The sequence below is a fragment of the Kosakonia sp. S42 genome (assembly GCF_016624785.1).
Taxonomy (GTDB): domain Bacteria; phylum Pseudomonadota; class Gammaproteobacteria; order Enterobacterales; family Enterobacteriaceae; genus Kosakonia; species Kosakonia cowanii.
Window position 1 is genome coordinate 55,613 of sequence record NZ_JACVTW010000010.1, and the last position, 20,286, is coordinate 75,898.

At 50.4% G+C, this 20,286-nt stretch carries 21 protein-coding genes and 1 other annotated feature; of the genes, 12 read left to right on the forward strand and 9 right to left on the reverse strand.

Annotated features, from left to right (window positions below):
- Positions 1–11: 11 nt before the first annotated feature.
- From rfbC to wzzB, 12 genes are all read left to right on the forward strand, one after another.
- Positions 12–563, forward strand: a complete 552-nt coding sequence (rfbC, locus tag IAE50_RS13520; protein ID WP_139568095.1) for a dTDP-4-dehydrorhamnose 3,5-epimerase — start codon at positions 12–14, stop codon at positions 561–563.
- Between the two features lie 13 nt (positions 564–576).
- On the forward strand, positions 577–1,851 hold the full coding sequence (locus tag IAE50_RS13525; protein WP_200133845.1) for a hypothetical protein: 1,275 nt from the start codon (positions 577–579) through the stop codon (positions 1,849–1,851).
- A complete protein-coding gene (locus IAE50_RS13530; protein WP_200133846.1) occupies positions 1,835–2,689 on the forward strand; it encodes a glycosyltransferase family 2 protein in 855 nt (284 codons plus the stop codon). The genes IAE50_RS13525 and IAE50_RS13530 overlap by 17 nt, the downstream gene beginning before the upstream one ends.
- Positions 2,686–3,879: a glycosyltransferase family 4 protein gene (locus IAE50_RS13535; protein ID WP_200133847.1), complete on the forward strand. Its 1,194-nt coding sequence runs from the start codon at positions 2,686–2,688 to the stop codon at positions 3,877–3,879. Before IAE50_RS13530 ends, IAE50_RS13535 begins: the two co-directional genes overlap by 4 nt.
- Position 3,880: 1 nt before the next feature.
- Positions 3,881–4,915, forward strand: a complete 1,035-nt coding sequence (fnlA, locus tag IAE50_RS13540; RefSeq protein ID WP_200133848.1) for a UDP-N-acetylglucosamine 4,6-dehydratase/5-epimerase — start codon at positions 3,881–3,883, stop codon at positions 4,913–4,915.
- A gap of 1 nt (position 4,916) precedes the next feature.
- On the forward strand, positions 4,917–6,020 hold the full coding sequence (locus IAE50_RS13545) for a capsular polysaccharide biosynthesis protein CapF (RefSeq protein ID WP_200580470.1): 1,104 nt from the start codon (positions 4,917–4,919) through the stop codon (positions 6,018–6,020).
- Complete coding sequence (wecB, locus tag IAE50_RS13550) at positions 6,020–7,150, forward strand: non-hydrolyzing UDP-N-acetylglucosamine 2-epimerase (protein ID WP_139568089.1); 1,131 nt, start codon at positions 6,020–6,022, stop codon at positions 7,148–7,150. The genes IAE50_RS13545 and wecB overlap by 1 nt, the downstream gene beginning before the upstream one ends.
- Positions 7,150–8,361 carry a glycosyltransferase family 4 protein gene (locus IAE50_RS13555; RefSeq protein WP_200580471.1) on the forward strand — a complete coding sequence of 404 codons (1,212 nt, stop codon included), beginning with the start codon at positions 7,150–7,152 and terminating at the stop codon, positions 8,359–8,361. Before wecB ends, IAE50_RS13555 begins: the two co-directional genes overlap by 1 nt.
- Complete coding sequence (locus IAE50_RS13560; protein WP_200133850.1) at positions 8,348–8,746, forward strand: WbuC family cupin fold metalloprotein; 399 nt, start codon at positions 8,348–8,350, stop codon at positions 8,744–8,746. Before IAE50_RS13555 ends, IAE50_RS13560 begins: the two co-directional genes overlap by 14 nt.
- A gap of 103 nt (positions 8,747–8,849) precedes the next feature.
- Complete coding sequence (gene gndA, locus IAE50_RS13565) at positions 8,850–10,256, forward strand: NADP-dependent phosphogluconate dehydrogenase (protein ID WP_076770117.1); 1,407 nt, start codon at positions 8,850–8,852, stop codon at positions 10,254–10,256.
- Positions 10,257–10,523: 267 nt separating this feature from the next.
- On the forward strand, positions 10,524–11,690 hold the full coding sequence (ugd, locus tag IAE50_RS13570; RefSeq protein ID WP_139568086.1) for a UDP-glucose 6-dehydrogenase: 1,167 nt from the start codon (positions 10,524–10,526) through the stop codon (positions 11,688–11,690).
- Between the two features lie 217 nt (positions 11,691–11,907).
- Positions 11,908–12,891 carry an LPS O-antigen chain length determinant protein WzzB gene (gene wzzB / locus IAE50_RS13575; protein WP_200580472.1) on the forward strand — a complete coding sequence of 328 codons (984 nt, stop codon included), beginning with the start codon at positions 11,908–11,910 and terminating at the stop codon, positions 12,889–12,891.
- Positions 12,892–12,934: 43 nt separating this feature from the next.
- On the opposite strand, the gene hisIE is transcribed toward wzzB, so the two are convergent.
- From hisIE to hisL, 9 genes are all read right to left on the reverse strand, one after another.
- On the reverse strand, positions 12,935–13,546 hold the full coding sequence (gene hisIE / locus IAE50_RS13580) for a bifunctional phosphoribosyl-AMP cyclohydrolase/phosphoribosyl-ATP diphosphatase HisIE (RefSeq protein ID WP_200580473.1): 612 nt from the start codon (positions 13,544–13,546) through the stop codon (positions 12,935–12,937).
- Complete coding sequence (gene hisF / locus IAE50_RS13585) at positions 13,540–14,316, reverse strand: imidazole glycerol phosphate synthase subunit HisF (RefSeq protein WP_042711632.1); 777 nt, start codon at positions 14,314–14,316, stop codon at positions 13,540–13,542. Before hisF ends, hisIE begins: the two co-directional genes overlap by 7 nt.
- Positions 14,298–15,035 carry a 1-(5-phosphoribosyl)-5-[(5-phosphoribosylamino)methylideneamino]imidazole-4-carboxamide isomerase gene (gene hisA, locus IAE50_RS13590; RefSeq protein WP_200580474.1) on the reverse strand — a complete coding sequence of 246 codons (738 nt, stop codon included), beginning with the start codon at positions 15,033–15,035 and terminating at the stop codon, positions 14,298–14,300. Before hisA ends, hisF begins: the two co-directional genes overlap by 19 nt.
- Positions 15,035–15,625 carry an imidazole glycerol phosphate synthase subunit HisH gene (gene hisH, locus IAE50_RS13595; RefSeq protein WP_023479202.1) on the reverse strand — a complete coding sequence of 197 codons (591 nt, stop codon included), beginning with the start codon at positions 15,623–15,625 and terminating at the stop codon, positions 15,035–15,037. The genes hisA and hisH overlap by 1 nt, the downstream gene beginning before the upstream one ends.
- Entirely contained in the window at positions 15,625–16,692 is a 1,068-nt protein-coding gene (gene hisB, locus IAE50_RS13600) for a bifunctional histidinol-phosphatase/imidazoleglycerol-phosphate dehydratase HisB (protein WP_200580475.1), read from the reverse strand. The genes hisH and hisB overlap by 1 nt, the downstream gene beginning before the upstream one ends.
- A complete protein-coding gene (gene hisC, locus IAE50_RS13605) occupies positions 16,689–17,750 on the reverse strand; it encodes a histidinol-phosphate transaminase (RefSeq protein ID WP_200580476.1) in 1,062 nt (353 codons plus the stop codon). Before hisC ends, hisB begins: the two co-directional genes overlap by 4 nt.
- Complete coding sequence (gene hisD, locus IAE50_RS13610) at positions 17,747–19,051, reverse strand: histidinol dehydrogenase (protein WP_200580477.1); 1,305 nt, start codon at positions 19,049–19,051, stop codon at positions 17,747–17,749. Before hisD ends, hisC begins: the two co-directional genes overlap by 4 nt.
- 53 nt (positions 19,052–19,104) lie before the next feature.
- On the reverse strand, positions 19,105–20,004 hold the full coding sequence (hisG, locus tag IAE50_RS13615) for an ATP phosphoribosyltransferase (RefSeq protein ID WP_200580478.1): 900 nt from the start codon (positions 20,002–20,004) through the stop codon (positions 19,105–19,107).
- Between the two features lie 35 nt (positions 20,005–20,039).
- Positions 20,040–20,162: a sequence feature (His leader region), on the reverse strand.
- Positions 20,138–20,188, reverse strand: a complete 51-nt coding sequence (hisL, locus tag IAE50_RS13620; protein WP_128484015.1) for a his operon leader peptide — start codon at positions 20,186–20,188, stop codon at positions 20,138–20,140. It overlaps the preceding feature by 25 nt.
- Between the last annotated feature and the right edge of the window lie 98 nt (positions 20,189–20,286).

Genomic DNA, 20,286 nt, shown 5'->3' on the forward strand with positions numbered 1-20,286 from the left:
ACGGAGTTTTCGTGAATATTCAAGAAACAAAACTGCAAGGTTTGTTTGTTATCGAACCTACAATTTATCAAGACGAACGTGGTTTCTTTTTTGAAAGCTATAATGAAAGAAAGTTTATTGAGGCAACAGGCAAAAAAGTAGATTTCGTTCAGGATAATCATTCACAATCGACACGAGGAGTCTTACGCGGGCTACATTTTCAGAATGAACCTCATGCGCAAGGTAAACTGGTGAGATGTATCCGCGGAGAAGTATACGACGTTGCCGTTGATATACGGCCTGATTCGACTACCTTTGGGCAATGGTTTGGGGCAACGCTGTCTGCCAGCAATAAAAAGCAACTTTGGATACCAGAAGGTTTTGCTCACGGTTTTCTTACATTGAGCGACGAAGCTGAGTTTTGTTATAAAACAACCAACTTTTATAATCCTGTGAGTGAAGGCTGTATCATCTGGAATGATAAGGATCTAAACATTACTTGGCCATTAGATTGCGAACCCGTTGTATCTCACAAAGATCAAATGGGAAATACATTCGCTGATTTAATGCTAAACAGGAAATGATAAAGGGTATAATGTGGCAACAATTAACAAGTTTGCTTCTCTTTTTATTGCATTTTCGCTTTTTTTATTTCTTATCGATGTGGTTCTGCTGGGTTCTGGCGCATGGAGCATCAATATTGTAGGGCTTTCTTTAAGGAAAGTAGAATATGCAATATTGCTGGGCATGGTACTTATTACAATAAATAATTCTCGTGCCTATGTTTACTTGTGCGCTATCATTGTTTTTTGCGCAGTGTTTGGCGTAATAGTTCCACTACTTAATGATGTAAAGTTAGAGTACGCGACGACTGAGCTGCTTTCATTATTTGGAATAATGTTATGTCCACTTATTGTGCAAAATAACTATATTTCGACAAACTGGCTAAAAATAAGACGATTGTTGTTAATTTTGTGCATAATAAGTGCCTTTTTTCACATTGCCATTTGGCTTATCGGACTTTCCGGTTCTGCCTCTATTAACAGTGTGAAGTTCTTTTTAATGAAGATATTAACTGCAGGGGATGCTGGTGCAATCGATAATATTATTATCGCTGACACCCCCGATGGTTTATTTAGAGTATTACTCCCCAGTAGCTCTTTGCTGGTTATAGGGTTTTATCTGTCATTACAAAAGTTATTACACGATCGCAGGCTCAGGGATTATGTGATGGTATTTGTTATGGCTCTGGCTCTTTTCAGTACCTGGACCCGTGCACTCTACTTATCACCTATTTTAATTGTGTTGGGATTGCTCATCTATAAATTATGTCCATTGTCACTAAAACTCGGTGGGTTTGGAACATTTTCTCTCATCACATTTTTGATAGTCTTGTTTGTCCTTGTTTCTGGTGCCATGGTGCACCCAGATGTTTTAGTGCTTCTGGGCATTGCAAGCGACACAAGTGATGGTGTCAGATTCGAACAGGTAGCATGGATATTAGACACATTTTTATCGCACCCTATTTTTGGCACCGGGCTCGGCGGAAGTGCAACCCATGTTCGTTCAGTGATTGCACCATGGACCTATGAGATGAGCTTACTGGCTTTAATCATGAAAATAGGCATTGTGGGTTGCGTTTCTTTTATAATAATTAGCGCAGCGCAAATTCCCTATTTCTTTGCTAACTTTTTCAACGGTAGACGGTTGCCAGCACAAAAGGTGGTATGGCTGTTATTTTCTCTATCCATCTTGATCATGTTCTCTACAAACCCGTTTATGCTATCTTTCCCCGGTGTGACTCTAACATTCTTTATTCTGGGTGAATTGAATTATTTAAAAAATGAGTATAACAATGAATACATTAGTTAGGGCTGTTATAGTTATTTGCTTCAACCCAATGGAAAGTAAAATTAAAAACTTAATTAATAAAGTTAGCGGTGAAGGGACCGTTGTTTATATCGCGAATAATGGCGGCATGAGTGTTGAACTCATTGATTCGCTCAAAAGCGAGGGGGTTGAAGTTATCACCTTTGATGAAAATCTGGGGTTAGGGAAAGCGATTAACGAAATTGCAGAAATAGTCCCACAAACAGTCAGAGTAATATTCACTTTCGATCAGGATAGCTCGCCGCCAGAAAACTATATATTGAGAACCTGGGATCATTATGTGAGACTTACTGAAAGGCAAGAAAAATTGGGCGTGTTAACCCCGAGTTTTGTTGATGCTCGTTCAGGATATCAGTATCAACAAAAAGCCATTGCCACTGGCGAGGAATTCACAGAGCTAACCATAACACTTCAATCTGGTATGTGTATTCCAATAGATGTCTGGCGGGAGAATAAATTCAATCCAGAATTGTTTATAGAGTTTGTTGATACAGAATGGTGTTATAGAATTAAAAGCAAAGGCTATAAGGTGCTGCAAATGAATGATGTTGTTATGCACCATGAAGTTTCAGATCAGGCACCAAAAGAATTTTTTGGCTTCAAACTGCTGAAATACAAACCCATACGCCGGTATTACTTTTTCCGCAATGCCATTTTCCTGTTAAAACAGAGTTATGTACCCTTATACAATAAAGTTCGCTTACTTACCGGAGCATGCAACCGAATACTGGCTATTGCGCTATTAGACGATTTCAAAATTGCCTCATACAAACAAAGTTTATTTGGTATTTTGGATGGAATTAAGCTTGGAAGAAAATGAAAAAAATACTCATCATTTGTACTAAATATCCATTGGCCCAAAATAGCACATGGTTGACACGAGAGCTCGCCGAAGAGCTGCAGGGTCGGGACTATGAGGTTGATGTAGTATGTATTGACTGGTCAAAAGCATCCACCAGACAAAAATTAAAATTAAATAATATCAATATATACAACACGACCTCTATTGGAATGAATAGTGGTGGTTTTTTTAATTTTATAGTGAAATGGATAGGGTCATCTGTCTATGCTGCCCTGTGTGCTTCTAAATATGTTTTTAAAAGACATGATCTGGTTATAGGGTTTTCCCCCTGTGTTTCTTCCTGGTTTTTAATACTACTAAGTAAAATTTTCTCGAAAAAGTCTCTTTTAATATACTGGGATTTTTTCCCTATACATCAAGTTGAAATTAACTTGATCAAAGGAAAAACCAAAGAAAAAGCCCTTAAGATTTTTGAAAAGGTTTTAGTAAACTTATTCGATTATGTGGGCTGTATGTCACCAAAAAACTGTAAGTTTTTGGAGGAGTACTTTGGTGTCAGATCGAAAAAATCCTTTGAATTACCGATATGGAGTGAAGACCTGCCTCCCACTTTGAATTTCGATAAGACTGAAAATGAATTTCCATATATTAATGATGAATCAATATATTTCATTTTCGGTGGGCAAATCGATTATGGTCGCGGCGTAGAATGCATCCTGGAAGCGGCGCGACTGGCGCATGAAAAGAATAATAAGGTAAAAACCATTGTTATTGGGCGTGGCAGATTTACCGATAAGGTTATTGCTGAAGCGAATAATGAAGGTAGTGGGGTTATCTATTCGGATCATATCTCACGCGAAAGTTATTTAAAATTGGTGTCATTTTGTCGGGCAGGGATTATTGCTACGGTACCGAACGTTTCTGTGCCAACGTATCCATCCAAAAGCCTCGACTATATGAAACTTGGCTTGCCTGTTATTGCATCAATTGAAAGTACTACCGACTTTGGTGAAATAATACAAAATGCAGATGCAGGGCTTTGCTGTTCTGCGGGTAATGCGGATGAACTGGCTACTTCCATGTTGTTTCTGGCTGAAAATGCTGAAGTAGCGAGCATCAAGGGTAAAAACGCCAATGCTTTATTTAAAGCAAGGCATGAAGTTAAGAAAGTCGTAAGTAATTTATTAAATTCTATCAATGAGGCTTGAAATGTTTAATGGTAAAACTCTTCTCATCACGGGTGGTACAGGATCTTTTGGAAATGCCGTTTTGCGCCGCTTCCTTGATACAGATATTGCTGAAATAAGAATTTTTAGCCGTGATGAAAAAAAACAAGATGACATGCGGAAGAAATATAACAGCAATAAGCTGAAGTTCTACATCGGTGATGTTCGCGATTACAACAGTATTAGCAACGCCACACGCGGTGTTGATTTTATCTATCATGCTGCAGCGCTTAAACAAGTACCGTCCTGTGAGTTCCACCCGATGGAGGCCGTTAAAACTAACGTCCTCGGCACAGAAAACGTACTTGAAGCCGCTATTAACAATGAAGTGAAACGTGTTGTTTGCCTCAGTACTGACAAAGCGGTCTATCCTATCAATGCCATGGGTATCTCCAAGGCAATGATGGAGAAAGTGATGGTCGCTAAATCCCGTAATGTGAACAGCGCAAAAACGGTGATTTGCGGTACGCGTTATGGCAACGTTATGGCTTCTCGTGGCTCGGTGATTCCTCTGTTTGTTGACCTGATTCAAGCGGGCAAAGCGCTGACGATTACCGATCCGAACATGACGCGTTTCATGATGACGCTGGAAGATGCGGTTGATCTGGTGCTTTATGCCTTTGAGCACGGTAACAACGGTGATATTTTCGTCCAAAAAGCGCCTGCTGCAACGATTGAGACGCTGGCCATTGCTCTGAAAGAGCTGTTGAATGTTAACGATCATCCGATCAATGTTATTGGTACTCGCCATGGCGAAAAACTTTACGAAGCGCTGCTGAGCCGTGAAGAGATGATCGCCTCCATTGATATGGGTGATTACTACCGTGTACCGCCTGATCTGCGTGACCTGAACTACGGAAAATACGTAGAACAAGGTGATACCCGTATCTCTGCGGTGGACGATTATAACTCTCACAATACACAGCGACTCGATGTCGAAGGCATGAAAACGCTGCTGCTGAAGCTGCCGTTTATCCGTGCACTGCGTGATGGTAAAAACTACGAGCTGGATGCCTGATATGAAGATCCTGATTACTGGAGCTGATGGTTTCATCGGACGCAACCTATGCTTACGCCTTCAGGAAGCAGGGTATGCTGACCTTATTAAAATTGATCGCGCTTCAAGCGCAGATGATCTTGAAAGCGGGCTGCAAGAAGCCGATTTCATTTATCATCTGGCGGGCATTAATCGGCCAAAAAACGTTGAAGAGTTTGCGGAAGGTAACAGCAATCTGACGCAGCGTCTTGTCGATACTCTGTTAGCGAAGCAGAAAAAGACGCCGATTATGATCAGTTCTTCGATTCAGGCAGAACTGGATAATGCGTATGGTCAGAGTAAAGCTGCGGCAGAAAAAGAGATTGAGCGTTACGCTGCACAGAGCGGGGCGGCTTATTACATTTACCGTTATCCAAATGTATTCGGTAAATGGTGTAAACCGAACTACAACTCCTTCGTCGCGACTTTCTGCCACAATATTGCCAACAATATCGACATTGTTGTCAATGACCCATCAGCACCGGTAAATCTGGTTTATATCGATGACGTTTGTACGCATGCCATTAAATTACTTACGGCAGCGAGTGAAAGCGGATATAAGGACGTGACGCCGGTTTATTCAACGTCCGTTGGCGAGGTAGCGGAGTTAATTAACCGCTTTAAGAATAGCCGTTCCACACTGATCACTGAAGAAGTCGGGACGGGTTTCACCCGCGCGTTATATTCAACATGGTTGAGTTATATACCTGCTGAAGAATTTGCCTATACGGTGCCGTCTTATGGCGATGCTCGTGGGATCTTTTGTGAAATGTTGAAAACGCCTTCTGCGGGGCAGTTTTCATTCTTCACCGCGCACCCCGGTATCACCCGCGGCGGGCACTATCATCACAGCAAAAATGAGAAGTTCCTGGTCATTCGTGGTCAGGCCTGCTTCCGATTCGAGCATGTGATTACCGGCGAACGTTATGAACTGAATGTTTCTTCTGATGAATTTAAAATCGTTGAAACGGTGCCGGGTTGGACCCATGACGTTACGAATATTGGCGATGATGATTTAATAGTCATGCTCTGGGCAAACGAAATTTTCAATCGTGATGAGCCTGATACTATTGCGAGATCTCTGTAATGAAAAAATTAAAAATTATGACCGTGGTTGGGACGCGTCCCGAAATTATCCGTTTGTCACGAGTTTTGGCTAAACTGGATGACCATTGCGAACATATTATTGTCCATACAGGACAAAACTATGATTATGAATTAAATGAAGTTTTCTTTAACGACCTTGGCGTGCGCAAACCAGATTATTTCTTAAACGCTGCGGGAAAAAACGCGGCTGAAACGATTGGTCAGGTCATCATTAAAGTAGATGAAGTTTTAGAGAAGGAAAAACCGGAAGCTATGCTGGTGTTGGGTGATACCAACTCCTGTATTTCCGCTATCCCTGCCAAGCGTCGTAAAGTGCCAATCTTCCACATGGAAGCGGGCAATCGCTGTTTCGATCAGCGTGTACCGGAAGAGACCAACCGCCGCATTGTTGACCACACTGCTGACATCAATATGACCTACAGCGATATTGCACGTGAATATCTTCTTGCTGAAGGGATCCCGGCGGATCGCATCATTAAAACCGGCAGTCCGATGTTTGAAGTGCTTTCATACTACATGCCGCAAATTGATGGTTCTGATGTGCTTACACGTCTGAATCTGCGCCCGGGTGAATTCTTTGTCGTGAGCGCGCACCGTGAAGAGAACGTCGACTCGCCAAAACAGCTCATTAAACTCGCGACCACGCTGAATACTATCGCTGAGAAATATAATCTTCCCGTGATCGTCTCCACGCACCCGCGTACGCGTAATCGTATTAACGAGCAGGGGATTGAGTTCCACCCGCTGATCAATCTGCTGAAGCCGTTAGGTTTCCATGATTACAACCATCTGCAGAAAAACTCGCGTGCGGTGCTTTCCGACAGCGGCACGATCACTGAAGAATCCTCCATCATGAATTTCCCGGCGCTTAATATCCGTGAAGCACATGAGCGTCCTGAAGGGTTCGAAGAAGCATCTGTAATGATGGTTGGGCTGGAGTGTGAGCGCGTTCTGCAGGCGCTGGATGTACTGGCAACTCAGCCGCGCGGCGAGACCCGCCTGTTGCGACAGGTTAGTGATTACAGCATGCCGAATGTGTCGGACAAAGTTGTCAGAATCGTTCACTCTTATACAGATTACGTCAAGAGAGTCGTCTGGAAAGAATATTGATGAAACTAGCTTTAATCATAGATGATTACCTGCCCAAAAGTACCCGCGTTGGCGCGAAGATGTTTCATGAGTTAGCTCAGGAACTTATCCGGCGCGGTCACGATGTTACGGTAATTACCCCTGATACAAGCCTGCAAAAGGAGGTGTCATTTGACACCTTTCAGGGAGTTAATACATGGCGTTTCAAAAGTGGGCCACTGAAGGATGTGAGTAAAGTTAAGCGAGCCATTAATGAAACGCTCTTGTCTTACCGGGCGTGGAAATCCATTAAGAGTCGGATCAAAAAAGAGACTTTTGATGGAGTGGTTTATTACTCACCCTCCATATTTTGGGGGCATCTCGTTAAGAAGATTAAAGCTCGTTGTCAATGTCCAGCCTATCTTGTGTTGAGAGATATGTTCCCTCAATGGGTAATTGACGCAGGAATGCTAAAAGCGGGATCTCCGGTTGAACGCTATTTCCGTCTGTTCGAAAGATCGTCTTACCGGCAGGCAGACCATATCGGCCTCATGTCCATTAAAAATCTCGAAGTCTTTCAGATGTCAAACAAATGCTATCCTTGCGAGGTTCTGCATAATTGGGCATCTGTTAAGCCTGCGATATTAACTCAGGAATATGTGTCGTTACGTAAGCGTCTTGGCCTGGAAGATAAAGTTATTTTCTTCTATGGCGGAAATATTGGTCATGCGCAGGATATGGCGAATCTGATGCGTCTGGCGCGGCGGATGGCGGAATATCCACAGGCCCATTTCCTCTTTGTTGGTCAAGGTGATGAAGTTGGTTTAATTAACTCGCTAGCTGCTAGCTGGGCATTGCCCAATTTCACCTATCTTGATTCAGTCAGCCAGGATGAATTCAAATCTATTTTGGCTGAGGTGGATATTGGTCTGTTTTCGCTTTCTGCAAAACACTCCTCGCATAATTTCCCCGGCAAACTACTCGGTTACATGGTCAATTCGTTGCCTATCTTAGGCAGCGTGAATGCCGGTAACGATCTGCTCGATATCGTGAATCAAAATAATGCGGGATTAATTCATATCAACGGTGAAGATGACAAACTTCACAAGTCTGCGCTGTTAATGCTTCAGGATAGTGATGCGCGCCGCCGATTTGGCCTCGGCGCTAATCGATTGTTGCAAGAGCAGTTCTCCGTAGAATCTGCAGCACAGACGATCGAAACGAGGCTGGAGGCATGCAATGCGATTAATTGAGAGTGACCAACTTGAGGCGCTCTACCAACAAGCCGAGCAATCAGAGCGCCTGCGTTCTCATCTATTGTTACACCACTCTCATCAGGAGAAAGTGCAACGGCTGCTGATTGCTTTGGCCAAGGGCAGCTACGTTGAACCTCATTACCATGAGCTTCCACACCAGTGGGAAATGTTTATTGTCATGGAGGGACAGCTTCAGGTCTGCTTGCATGGCAAAGATGGTGAGATTGTTAAGCAATTTATTGTTGGGGAAAATACTGGAATAAGTGTGGTGGAGTTTTCTCCTGGAGACATACACAGCGTCAAATGCGTATCACCGCGAGCACTTATGATGGAAGTGAAGGAGGGGCCTTTCGATCCCTCCTTTGCCAAAGCGTTCGTTTAGAAACGCATCTTACGCTATCTACCTATACTGATCCTGAGTTAACATCTTTTGCACATTCAAGCCGCGTATAGTTCGCGGTGACCACACCTGACAGGAGTATGTAATGTCCAAGCAACAAATCGGCGTTGTTGGTATGGCCGTGATGGGGCGCAACCTGGCGCTGAACATCGAAAGCCGTGGCTATACCGTTTCTATCTTCAACCGCTCGCGCGAAAAAACCGAAGAAGTTGTTGCCGAGAACCCAGGCAAAAAGCTGGTTCCTTACTACACCGTACAAGAATTTGTCGAATCTCTGGAAACTCCCCGCCGCATTCTGCTGATGGTGAAAGCCGGCGCGGGTACCGATGCCGCGATTGATTCCCTGAAGCCGTACCTGGATAAAGGCGACATCATCATTGATGGCGGTAACACCTTCTTCCACGACACTATCCGCCGTAACCGTGAACTCTCAGCGGAAGGCTTCAACTTTATCGGCACCGGCGTCTCCGGTGGTGAAGAGGGCGCGCTGAAAGGGCCTTCTATCATGCCTGGCGGCCAGAAAGAGGCTTACGAGCTGGTTGCGCCGATCCTGACCAAAATTGCCGCGGTAGCTGAAGATGGCGAGCCGTGCGTTACCTATATCGGTCCTGACGGTGCCGGTCACTATGTCAAAATGGTGCACAACGGTATCGAATATGGCGATATGCAGCTTATCGCAGAAGCCTACGCTCTGCTGAAAGGTGGCCTGAACCTCTCTAACGACGAGCTGGCGAAAACCTTCAGCGAGTGGAATGCAGGCGAGCTGAGCAGCTATCTGATCGACATCACCAAAGATATCTTCACTAAGAAAGATGAAGAGGGCACTTACCTGGTTGATGTGATCCTGGATGAAGCAGCTAACAAAGGTACCGGTAAATGGACCAGCCAGAGTTCGCTGGATCTCGGCGAACCTCTGTCACTGATTACCGAATCGGTATTCGCACGTTACATCTCCTCCCTGAAAGAGCAGCGTGTTGCGGCCTCTAAAGTGCTCTCCGGCCCGCAGTCTAAACCGGCTGGTGATAAAGCGGAGTTCATTGAGAAAGTGCGTCGCGCCCTTTATCTGGGCAAAATCGTCTCCTACGCGCAGGGCTTCTCTCAGCTGCGTGCCGCCTCTGACGAGCACAACTGGGATCTGAACTACGGCGAAATCGCGAAGATCTTCCGCGCGGGCTGCATCATTCGCGCGCAGTTCCTGCAGAAAATCACCGATGCCTATGCAGAAAACCCGGCTATCGCTAACCTGCTGCTGGCCCCTTACTTCAAGCAGATCGCTGATGATTACCAGCAGGCGCTGCGCGATGTTGTCGCCTATGCGGTACAGAACGGTATTCCGGTACCGACTTTCTCTGCGGCAGTCGCTTACTATGACAGCTACCGCTCTGCGGTGCTGCCGGCGAACCTGATTCAGGCGCAGCGTGACTACTTCGGCGCGCACACTTACAAGCGCACTGATAAAGACGGCGTATTCCATACGGAATGGCTGGATTAATCTGATAATCATTCGTCCGTTTTATACAAGCCCGGTTGTCGCAACCGGGCTTTTTTTTCATCGAAACCGCGATAATTACGGGGATCGGGCATTTATTTTTAGGAATAAAGCCACACAAACTCAGGCAGGGCGCGCTTTGCAGCCGCTGTTTGTCTTATTGACACTCTCTCAACGGAAGAGGTAAAAACCCCAACAGTTATTGATTTAAAGCGGTGGCGATGGGATCGTCACCTCCGGTTTCATACACTGACAAAAGTTGCTTATCGAATGAAAATAACAATCTCCGGAACAGGTTACGTTGGGTTATCAAACGGGATCCTAATCGCGCAGAACCATGAAGTCGTCGCGCTCGATATTGTGCAGTCCAAAGTGGATATGCTTAATGAGAAAATTTCTCCGATCGTGGATAAAGAGATTGAGGAGTATTTACAGACTAAGCCGCTCAATTTCCGCGCAACTACGGATAAGCATGACGCCTACCGCAACGCGGATTACGTGATTATCGCCACGCCGACCGATTACGATCCGAAATCCAACTACTTCAATACCAGCAGCGTAGAGTCGGTGATCCGCGATGTTCACGCCATCAACCCTCAGGCGGTGATGATTATCAAATCGACCATCCCGGTGGGCTTTACCCAGTCGATTAAAGAGAAGCTGGGCATCGATAATGTCATTTTCTCGCCAGAATTCCTGCGTGAAGGCAGAGCGCTATACGACAACCTGCATCCGTCACGTATCGTAATTGGCGAGCGCTCAGAACGCGCCGAGCGCTTTGCGGCACTGCTGCAGGAAGGCGCTATCAAACAAGATATTCCGGTACTGTTTACGGACTCCACCGAAGCAGAAGCGATCAAGTTGTTTGCCAACACCTATCTGGCAATGCGCGTCGCCTACTTTAACGAGCTGGACAGCTATGCCGAGAGCCTTGGCCTGAACACGCGTCAAATCATTGAGGGCGTCTGCCTTGATCCGCGCATCGGAAACCACTATAACAACCCCTCATTTGGTTACGGCGGCTACTGCCTGCCTAAAGATACCAAGCAGCTGCTGGCGAACTATCAGTCGGTGCCGAACAACATTATTTCGGCGATTGTTGATGCTAACCGCACGCGCAAAGACTTTATTGCTGACTCCATCCTGGCGCGCAAACCGAAAGTGGTCGGTATCTATCGTCTGGTGATGAAGAGCGGTTCGGACAACTTCCGCGCGTCGTCGATTCAGGGCATTATGAAGCGCATTAAAGCGAAGGGCGTGCAGGTCATCGTCTATGAGCCAGTGATGCAGGAAGATGAGTTCTTCCACTCGCGCGTGGTACGCGACCTCGAGGCATTTAAACAAGAGGCGGATGTGATCGTCTCCAATCGTATGGCGCGCGAACTGGCGGACGTAGAAGATAAAGTCTATACGCGCGATCTCTTCAATAATGATTAATCTGTAACCCTTCAAAGAGACGGCCCATCGGGCCGTCACCCTCTACCGGTAAAGGTAAAAAATGCATCGTATCCAGGAATGACAGAAATAAATCCGGCAGCGCGCTTAAATAATGCCTGCTAACATTTATTTACATGGATTCCTATAGCAAAAAAAAAGCGAACCGCTAAACTCGCGCTCTATAACTTTTTTTTTATGCTTCTCATTTAGGGTGGCTATGACACACGAAAACAATAACCTGTCTTTTCGACAGAACAACGACGCTGAGCAAATTGATTTAATTGATGTTTTAACGCAAATTTGGCGTGGTAAATGGATTATTGCCCTCTTTATTGTATTCAGCGTAGTTATTGCTGGGGTCTATATCGCTGTTGCGAAGGAAAAATGGACATCAGTTGCCGTCGTCAGTTCGCCTGATGCAAGCCAGATCGCCAGTTACACCAGCGCCATAAGCATGTTGAGTAACGATAATAAATTCGATATCACAGGGACTCAGCAACGCGTTATCAGCCGCTTTAGTACCGTATTTTCCGCCCTGGTAGAAACGCTTAGTAATCAGGAAGAGCCTGAAAAACTCACTATTGATTCAGCAGTACAGGGGCAGCCATTGCCACTCAAAGTCACTTATCAGGCCTCCTCAGCCAGAGAAGCGCAACAAAAACTGGCGGAGTATATTGAGCAAGTTGATCAGCAGATCTCCAAAGAACTGGTTGACGACCTGAACATTAATGCCAAAGCGCGCAAAACGGATTTGCTTGAATCGCTGGCAACTCAGGAAAAAGTAGCTCAGGAGCAGAAAGATTTGCGAATCAAGCAGATCTCCCAAGCGCTTGCTGTGGCTAAAGAGTCGAAAGTGCAGTCGCCGCAGGTACAGCAAACTGAAAATGTTTCGCAAGACACCATGTTTCTCCTCGGCAGTGCTGCGCTGGAATCGATGATTAAAAATGAGTCATCGCGTCCACTGGTCTTTTCTGATGATTACTACCGCGACAGAAAGAATCTGCTCGATCTGCAGGGGCTGAAGGTAACACCACAGGAGATTCACGCCTACCGCTATGTGATGAAACCTACCCTGCCGATTCACCGCGACAGTCCACGGCGTTCACTGGCCATTGTTCTGGCAGTGCTGATCGGCATTTTACTTGGCTCTGGGGTTGTGCTGACCCGTAACGCACTGCGAACCCACAAGCAGCGAGCATAAAAAAGAAAAACCGGGCACTGCCCGGTTTTTTTATGCCCACTGCTTATTGATGCCGCGCGCGCAGGTTCTCAATCACCTTCGTCAAATCGAGATTTTGATCCTGTAGCAGCACCAGCAGGTGATACATCAGATCCGATGCTTCATTGGTCAACTCTTCGCGGTCGTTCACCGTTGCCGCCAGCGCCGTCTCTACGCCTTCTTCGCCAACCTTTTGCGCAATACGCTTCGTGCCGCTGGCATAGAGTTTAGCGGTGTAGGAGCTGGCGGGATCGGCGCTCTTACGCTCAGCCAGCAGCGTTTCCAGCTGATAGAGGAACAGCCACTGGTGGCTGGTGTCGCCAAAGCAGCTTGAAGTGCCTTTATGGCAGGTGGGACCAATCGGATTGACCAATACCAGCAGTGTGTCGTTGTCGCAATCAGGGGCTATCTTTACCACATTGAGGAAGTGCCCGGAGGTTTCGCCTTTGGTCCACAGGCGTCCTTTGGTGCGCGAGAAGAAGGTCACTTTGCCGCTCTCCTGCGTTTTCGCCAGCGCCTCTTTGTTCATATAGCCCAGCATCAGCACTTCGCCGGAGACCGCGTGTTGCACCACGGCGGGCAGCAGTCCGTCGGTTTTTTCCCAGTCCAGTTGGGAGAGTTGTTGCTCTGTTAACATACCCTGATCTCCACGCCCTGGCCTGCCAGGTACGCTTTTAATTCACCAATATTGATAATCTGTTTGTGGAACACTGAGGCCGCCAGCGCGCCGTCGACATCGGCGTCGCGGAAGGCTTCAAGGAAGTGTTCCATCGTGCCGGCCCCGCCGGAGGCGATCAGCGGCACGTTGCACACCTCACGCACTTTTTTCAGTTGCTCCAGGTCGTAACCATTACGCACGCCATCCTGGTTCATCATATTCAGCACAATTTCACCGGCGCCGCGCTTCTGCACCTCTTGCACCCAGTCGAGGGTTTCCCACTGCGTCACACGCGTGCGGCTCTCATCGCCGGTATATTGATTCACGTGATACTTGCCGGTTGCGGCATCAAACCAGGTATCAATCCCGACCACAATGCACTGCACGCCAAAGCGATCCGCCAGCCGGGTAATCAACTCAGGATCGGCCAGTGCCGGTGAGTTGATTGAGATCTTGTCCGCGCCAAAGGAGAGGATCTGCGCCGCATCCTCAACCGATTTAATGCCGCCCGCCACGCAGAAGGGGATATCAATCACCTCGGCTACGCGCGTCACCCAGCTTTTATCCACCACGCGGCCATCGCTGGAGGCTGTGATATCGTAAAACACCAGCTCATCTGCGCCTTCTTCGGCGTAGCGTTTTGCCAGCGGCACAATGTCGCCGATGATTTCATGGTTGCGAAACTGCACGCCTTTCACCACCTGGCCATCACGCACATCAAGACAAGGGATTATCCGTTTTGCCAGCATTGAATGGCCTCCTTCACCGTAAATTTACCTTCCAGCAGCGCACGGCCAACAATTACGCCGCCCACGCCTGTCCCGCGCAGCGCGGCGATATCATTAATGTCGCCAATGCCGCCGGAGGATTGAAACGCCACCTGCGGCCAGCGGGCGCAGATCTCTTCATACAGCGACACATTCGAGCCTGCCAGCGTGCCGTCGCGGGAGATATCCGTGCACAGCACGTTGCGCAGACCAACGGCAAGATAGGTCTCAACCAGCGCTTCCAGCGTCACGCCGGAGTTCTCCTGCCAGCCGCTGATCGCCACCTGTTTTGTGCCTTGCTCATCAATGCGCACATCCAGCGCCAGCACCAGCTTGTCGGCGCCGAAACGGGTAAACCAGCCTTTGACCGTCTCGGGCGATTTCACCGCCGTCGAGCCAATCACCACCCGCGCCACGCCCGCGTCGAGCAGGGCGGCAACATCCTCTTCGCTGCGCACGCCACCGCCAACCTGCACCGGCACAGTGACGCCCGCCACCAGCGTTTTCAGCAAGGGGATCTGGCGGCGCGCCGGATCTTTCGCACCGGTCAAATCGACGAGGTGTAACAGCTGCGCGCCCTGAGCGGCATACTCCTGCAAGCGTGGCAGCGGATCGCTGCCGTAGTCGCGTTGCTGGGCATAATCACCCTGATGCAGGCGCACCACGCTGCCATCAATCAAATCTAAAGCGGGAATGATCATCACATCTCCAGGAAGTTTTTCAGCAGCTGCGCGCCCGCGCGCCCGGAGCGCTCCGGGTGAAACTGCACGCCGTAGAAGTTGTCGCTCTGTACGGCGGCGGTAAACGGCTCGCCATAATCACAGCGGGCAATGGTGCTGGCATTGACCGGCATTGCGTAGCTGTGAACAAAGTAAAAGTAGGCGCCATCCTCAATGCCCTGGAACAAACGATGGCCCGCCTTCGGGTAGACCTGATTCCAGCCCATATGCGGCAGCGGCAGCCCGACATCGTTCATTTTCGGCACCGCTTCATCAATAATGCCCAGCAGGTCGACGCCGCCATTCTCTTCGCTGAAACGCCCGAGCAGCTGCATACCAAGGCAGATGCCCAGCACCGGCTGGGTGCAGGCTTTGACCAGCTCAATCAGCTCGCGCTCGCGGAGCTGATCCATCGCCGCCTGCGCGGTGCCGACGCCCGGCAGAAACAGCTTGTCGGCGCGTAGCACCACGTCGGGATCGCGGCTGACCAGCGGCTCATAGCCGTGGCGCATAATAGCGGACTGCACCGAATGCAGGTTGGCGCAGCCGGTATCGAGGATCACCACATTCATCACAGCACTCCTTTTGAAGAGGGAAGGGTATCGCCCTCAACGCGGATCGCCTGACGCAGCGTACGGCCAAAGGCTTTAAACAGGCTCTCGACGCGGTGGTGATCGTTTTTGCCCTTGGTCTTCAGGTGCAGGGTCAGCGCCATGGTGTAGGAGAGCGAGCGGAAGAAGTGCTCCACCATTTCGGTGCTCAGATCGCCGACGCGCTGATAGGTGAACTCCGCTTTATATTCCAGATGCGGGCGGCCGGAGATATCCATCGCGCAGCGGGCCAGGCACTCATCCATCGGCAGCACAAAGCCAAAACGGTTAATGCCGCGCTTGTCGCCGAGCGCCAGCTTCAGCGCTTCGCCCAGCGCCAGGCCGGTATCTTCAACGGTGTGGTGATCGTCGATATAGAGATCGCCTTTCACCGCAATCTCCATGCGAAAACCGCCGTGGGTGGCGATCTGATCGAGCATATGGTCAAAGAAGCCAACGCCGGTGTTGATCTTGCTCCCGCCTTCGCGGTCGAGCCACACCTTGACCTCAATCTGCGTCTCTTTGGTGTTACGCACAACATGGGCATAGCGGTCGCGGCGGGTCAGCTGTTCGCCAATCATCGCCCAGTTCAGGGTTTCACGGTTGTAGCGCAGGCCGCCAATCGCCATGTTGTCCGCCAGCTCAATGTCGGTGGCGCGATCGCCAATGACGTAGCTGTTGGCGCGATCCAGCGCACCCTCTTCCAGCCAGCGCTCGACCAGTTTCACTTTCGGTTTGCGGCAGTCGCAGTTATCGCTCGGCAGGTGCGGGCAGATCAGCACCTCTCCGAACTCCACGCCCTGGGACTGGAAAATCTGCATCATCAGGTTGTGCGGGCCGTCAAAATCCGCCTGCGGCAAGCTGCTGGTGCCGAGACCATCCTGATTGGTGATCATCACCAGTTTATAGCCCGCCGCCTGCAGCTTGAGCAGCACCGGGATCGCCTGCGGCTCAAAGGCGAGCTTGTCAAATCGGTCCACCTGAAAATCGGTGGGCGGCTCGGAAATCAGTGTTCCGTCACGATCAATAAACAGGTACTTCTGGCTCATACTTGCTCCGCACGTAAAGCGTCAATGACGCGCTGGCTCTCTTCACGGGTACCAATAGTGATACGCAGACAGCCGCTTAAAGAGGGTTGCTTGTTCTGGTCTCTCAGGATAATGCCCTGATCCCACAGCGATTTAAACACCGCGCTCGAGGCGGTCATGCGCACAAGAATATAGTTGGTTTCGGAGTCGAACACCTGCTCAACGCAGGGAATATCGCGCAACGCGTTCACTAAGTAAGCCCGCTCGGCGACGATCTGCGCCACGCGCTCACGCATTGCCGCCACCCCCTGCGGGCTGAGTGCCTGCGCGGCAATATCAGCCACCGGCGTAGAGAGCGGGTAGGGGGCAATCACTTTCATCAGCAGGGAGATCACCTCTTCATTGGCGAGGGTAAAGCCGCAGCGCAGCCCCGCCAGCGCAAAGGCTTTGGATAAGGTGCGCAAAATAACCAGGTGCGGATACTCGCTCAGCCAGCCGGCGAGGGTCGCCTGCGGGCAGAACTCAATATAGGCTTCATCGGCGATAACCAGCGCTTTACCACGGGTCATTTCCAGCAGGCTGCGCAGATCCTGCGGGTTGATAATCTGCCCGGTCGGGTTGTTGGGGCTGCACACGTAAACCAGCTTCACGCCATCCAGTTTATCGGCGATGCCCTGCAGATCCAGCTGCCAGTTTTCACGGGCCAGCACGGTGCGGTACTCGACACCGAAGGTTTCGGCACTGACGCTGTACATGCCGTAGGTCGGCGGGCAGAAGAGCACCGCATCCTGGCCCGGCTCGCAGAAGGCGCGGATCAGCAACTCAATCCCCTCATCAGCGCCGCGGCTTACCAGCACCTGCTCCGGCTTCACGCCCGCATACTGGGCGTAGTTATCAATCACCGCTTTCGGCTGGCACTCCGGGTAGCGGTTGAGCGCGTTTTGCGACAAATCGAACGGGACTGCGGTCGGGAACTCGTTGGCGTTCAGCCAGACATCACCTTTGCCGCCAAGGCGGCGCGCCGACTGGTAGGGGGTCAGTTCGCGGACATTTTTACGCGCCAGCTCTTCAATGCTCATGCTTGCTCCTTCAGCGCCTTGACGCGCAGGGTAACGGCGTTTTTGTGCGCGGTCAGGCGTTCAGCCGCCGCCAGCGTTTCGATGGTGCTGGCAAGCTGCGCAAACCCTTCGCGCGAAAGCTCCTGCACCGTCATGCGTTTCTGGAAATCGGCCAGTCCGAGGCTGGAGCAGGTCGCGGTGTAGCCATAGGTCGGCAGCACGTGGTTAGTGCCGGAAGCGTAATCACCCGCCGACTCCGGCGACCAGTCACCGAGGAACACCGAACCGGCGCTGGTAATGCTCTCCACCAGCGACCGCGCGTCGCGGGTCTGAATAATCAGGTGCTCCGGGCCGTACTGGTTTGAGATCTGCACGCACTGCGCCAGATCGCGCGCCACAATCAGCCGGCTGGCAGCAAGCGCCTGGCGGGCCGTCTCCGCACGCGGCAGGTCGGCAAGCTGGCGCTCAACGGCCTGCGCCACCCGTGATGCCATTTCGCTATCCGGGGTCAGCAGGATCACCTGCGAATCAGGGCCGTGCTCCGCCTGCGACAGCAGATCGGACGCGACGAAATCCGGTGTTGCACCGCTATCGGCAATTACCAGCACTTCGGAGGGACCGGCCGGCATATCGATTGCCGCGCCATCGAGTCGCTGGCTCACCTGGCGTTTAGCTTCGGTGACGAAGGCGTTGCCTGGGCCAAAAATTTTATCCACCTTCGGCACTGATTCAGTGCCGAGGGCGAGGGCGGCAATCGCCTGCGCGCCGCCGACCTGATAAACCGCCTGCACGCCACACAGCTGCGCGGCGTAGAGGATCTCATCGGCGATAGGCGGCGGTGAGCAGAGCACCACTTTGCGGCAACCTGCGATACGCGCCGGGGTCGCCAGCATTAATACCGTCGAGAAGAGCGGCGCGGAGCCGCCGGGAATATAGAGCCCCACCGAGTCAATCGGGCGGGTTACCTGCTGGCAGCGCACGCCAGGCAGCGTTTCCACATCCACGGTTGGCAGAATTTGCGCAGTGTGGAAGGTGTCGATGTTCTTCACCGCCACCGCCATTGCCTGTTTGATCTCGTCGCCCAGGCGGGCGCTGGCGTCTTCAATCTGTTGTGCGGTCACTTTCAGCGCGTCGACCTGGGTCTTGTCGAACTTCGCGCTAAAGGCGCGCAGGGCGTCATCCCCGCCTGTACGCACCGCTTCAATGATTTCCGCGACCGTACGGGTAATGCTTTCGGAGGCGGAAATCGCCGGGCGCAACAAGAGGGCACGCTGCTCCTCTTCACTACAGCTGTTCCAGTCGATGATGGTGTTAAAGCTCATACTCTTTTTCCTTAATCTGGCAAACGGGACCGCAGGCCGCACACAGCGAGGCCTTACTCCATCATCTTCTCAATCGGCAGCACCAGGATGGAGCTGGCGCCCAGCGCTTTCAGCTTCTCCATGGTCTCCCAGAAGAGCGTTTCGCTGCTGACCATGTGCATTGCCACGCGCTGCTGATCGCCTGCCAGCGGCAGAATGGTCGGGCGCTCAGCGCCCGGCAGCAGGGCGATAACTTCGTCCAGACGATCGCTCGGCGCGTGCATCATGATGTATTTCGACTCGCGCGCCTGAATCACGCCCTGAATACGGGTCAGCAGTTTGTCGATCAGCTGCTGTTTGGCTTCCGGCATTTCACCATCGCGCTGGATCAGGCAGGCTTTCGAGCGGTAGATCACTTCGACTTCGCGCAGGCCGTTCGCTTCCAGCGTTGCGCCGGTGGAGACAAGATCGCAAATCGCATCTGCCAGACCGGCACGCGGGGCAACTTCAACCGAGCCATTCAGCAGACAGGATTTGAACGACACGCCTTTCTGATCGAGATAGCGTTTCAGCAGGTGAGGGTAGGAGGTAGCGATGCGTTTGCCATTCAGCGACAGCGGGCCGTCCCAGGCTTCATCCACCGCCGTTGCCAGTGACAGGCGGCAGCCGCCGAAATCGAGGCGGCGCAAAGTGAAGTAGCGCGGATCTTCGCCCTGTGCGCGGCGGGTCAGCAGCTCTTCTTCTAAAACGTTTTCGCCAATAATGCCGAGGTCGACCACGCCATCCATCACCAGGCCCGGAATATCGTCATCGCGTACACGCAGAATATCGATCGGCATATTTTCCGCGAGGGCGATTAAGCGCTGGGTGTGCAGGTTGATCTTGATACCGCAGCGGGCCAGCAGTTCGCGTGAATCGTCACTAAGACGGCCGGATTTCTGAATAGCTATGCGTAAACGCGAGTTATCTAACATTCTGTTGTCCTCTGTAATCCTGCTAAAAATTGTCCAAAAAAAAGCCCCCGGAAGGCGATCTTCCGGGGGCTCTCTTTGCGTTCATGCACCACTGGAAGATCTGACTCTCTTCCAGCACACATCGCCTGAAAGACTAGTCAGGGTGATGGTGATGATGGTGGTGTTTAAATGGAACGCGGTTCATAAAATTCTCGATGAATGCTTATTCATATGTTGGCAATTACCGTAAACCAGGTTGGTCGTTGAAGGCAAGGGCTTTTTTTTATGATTAAATCATTTCAT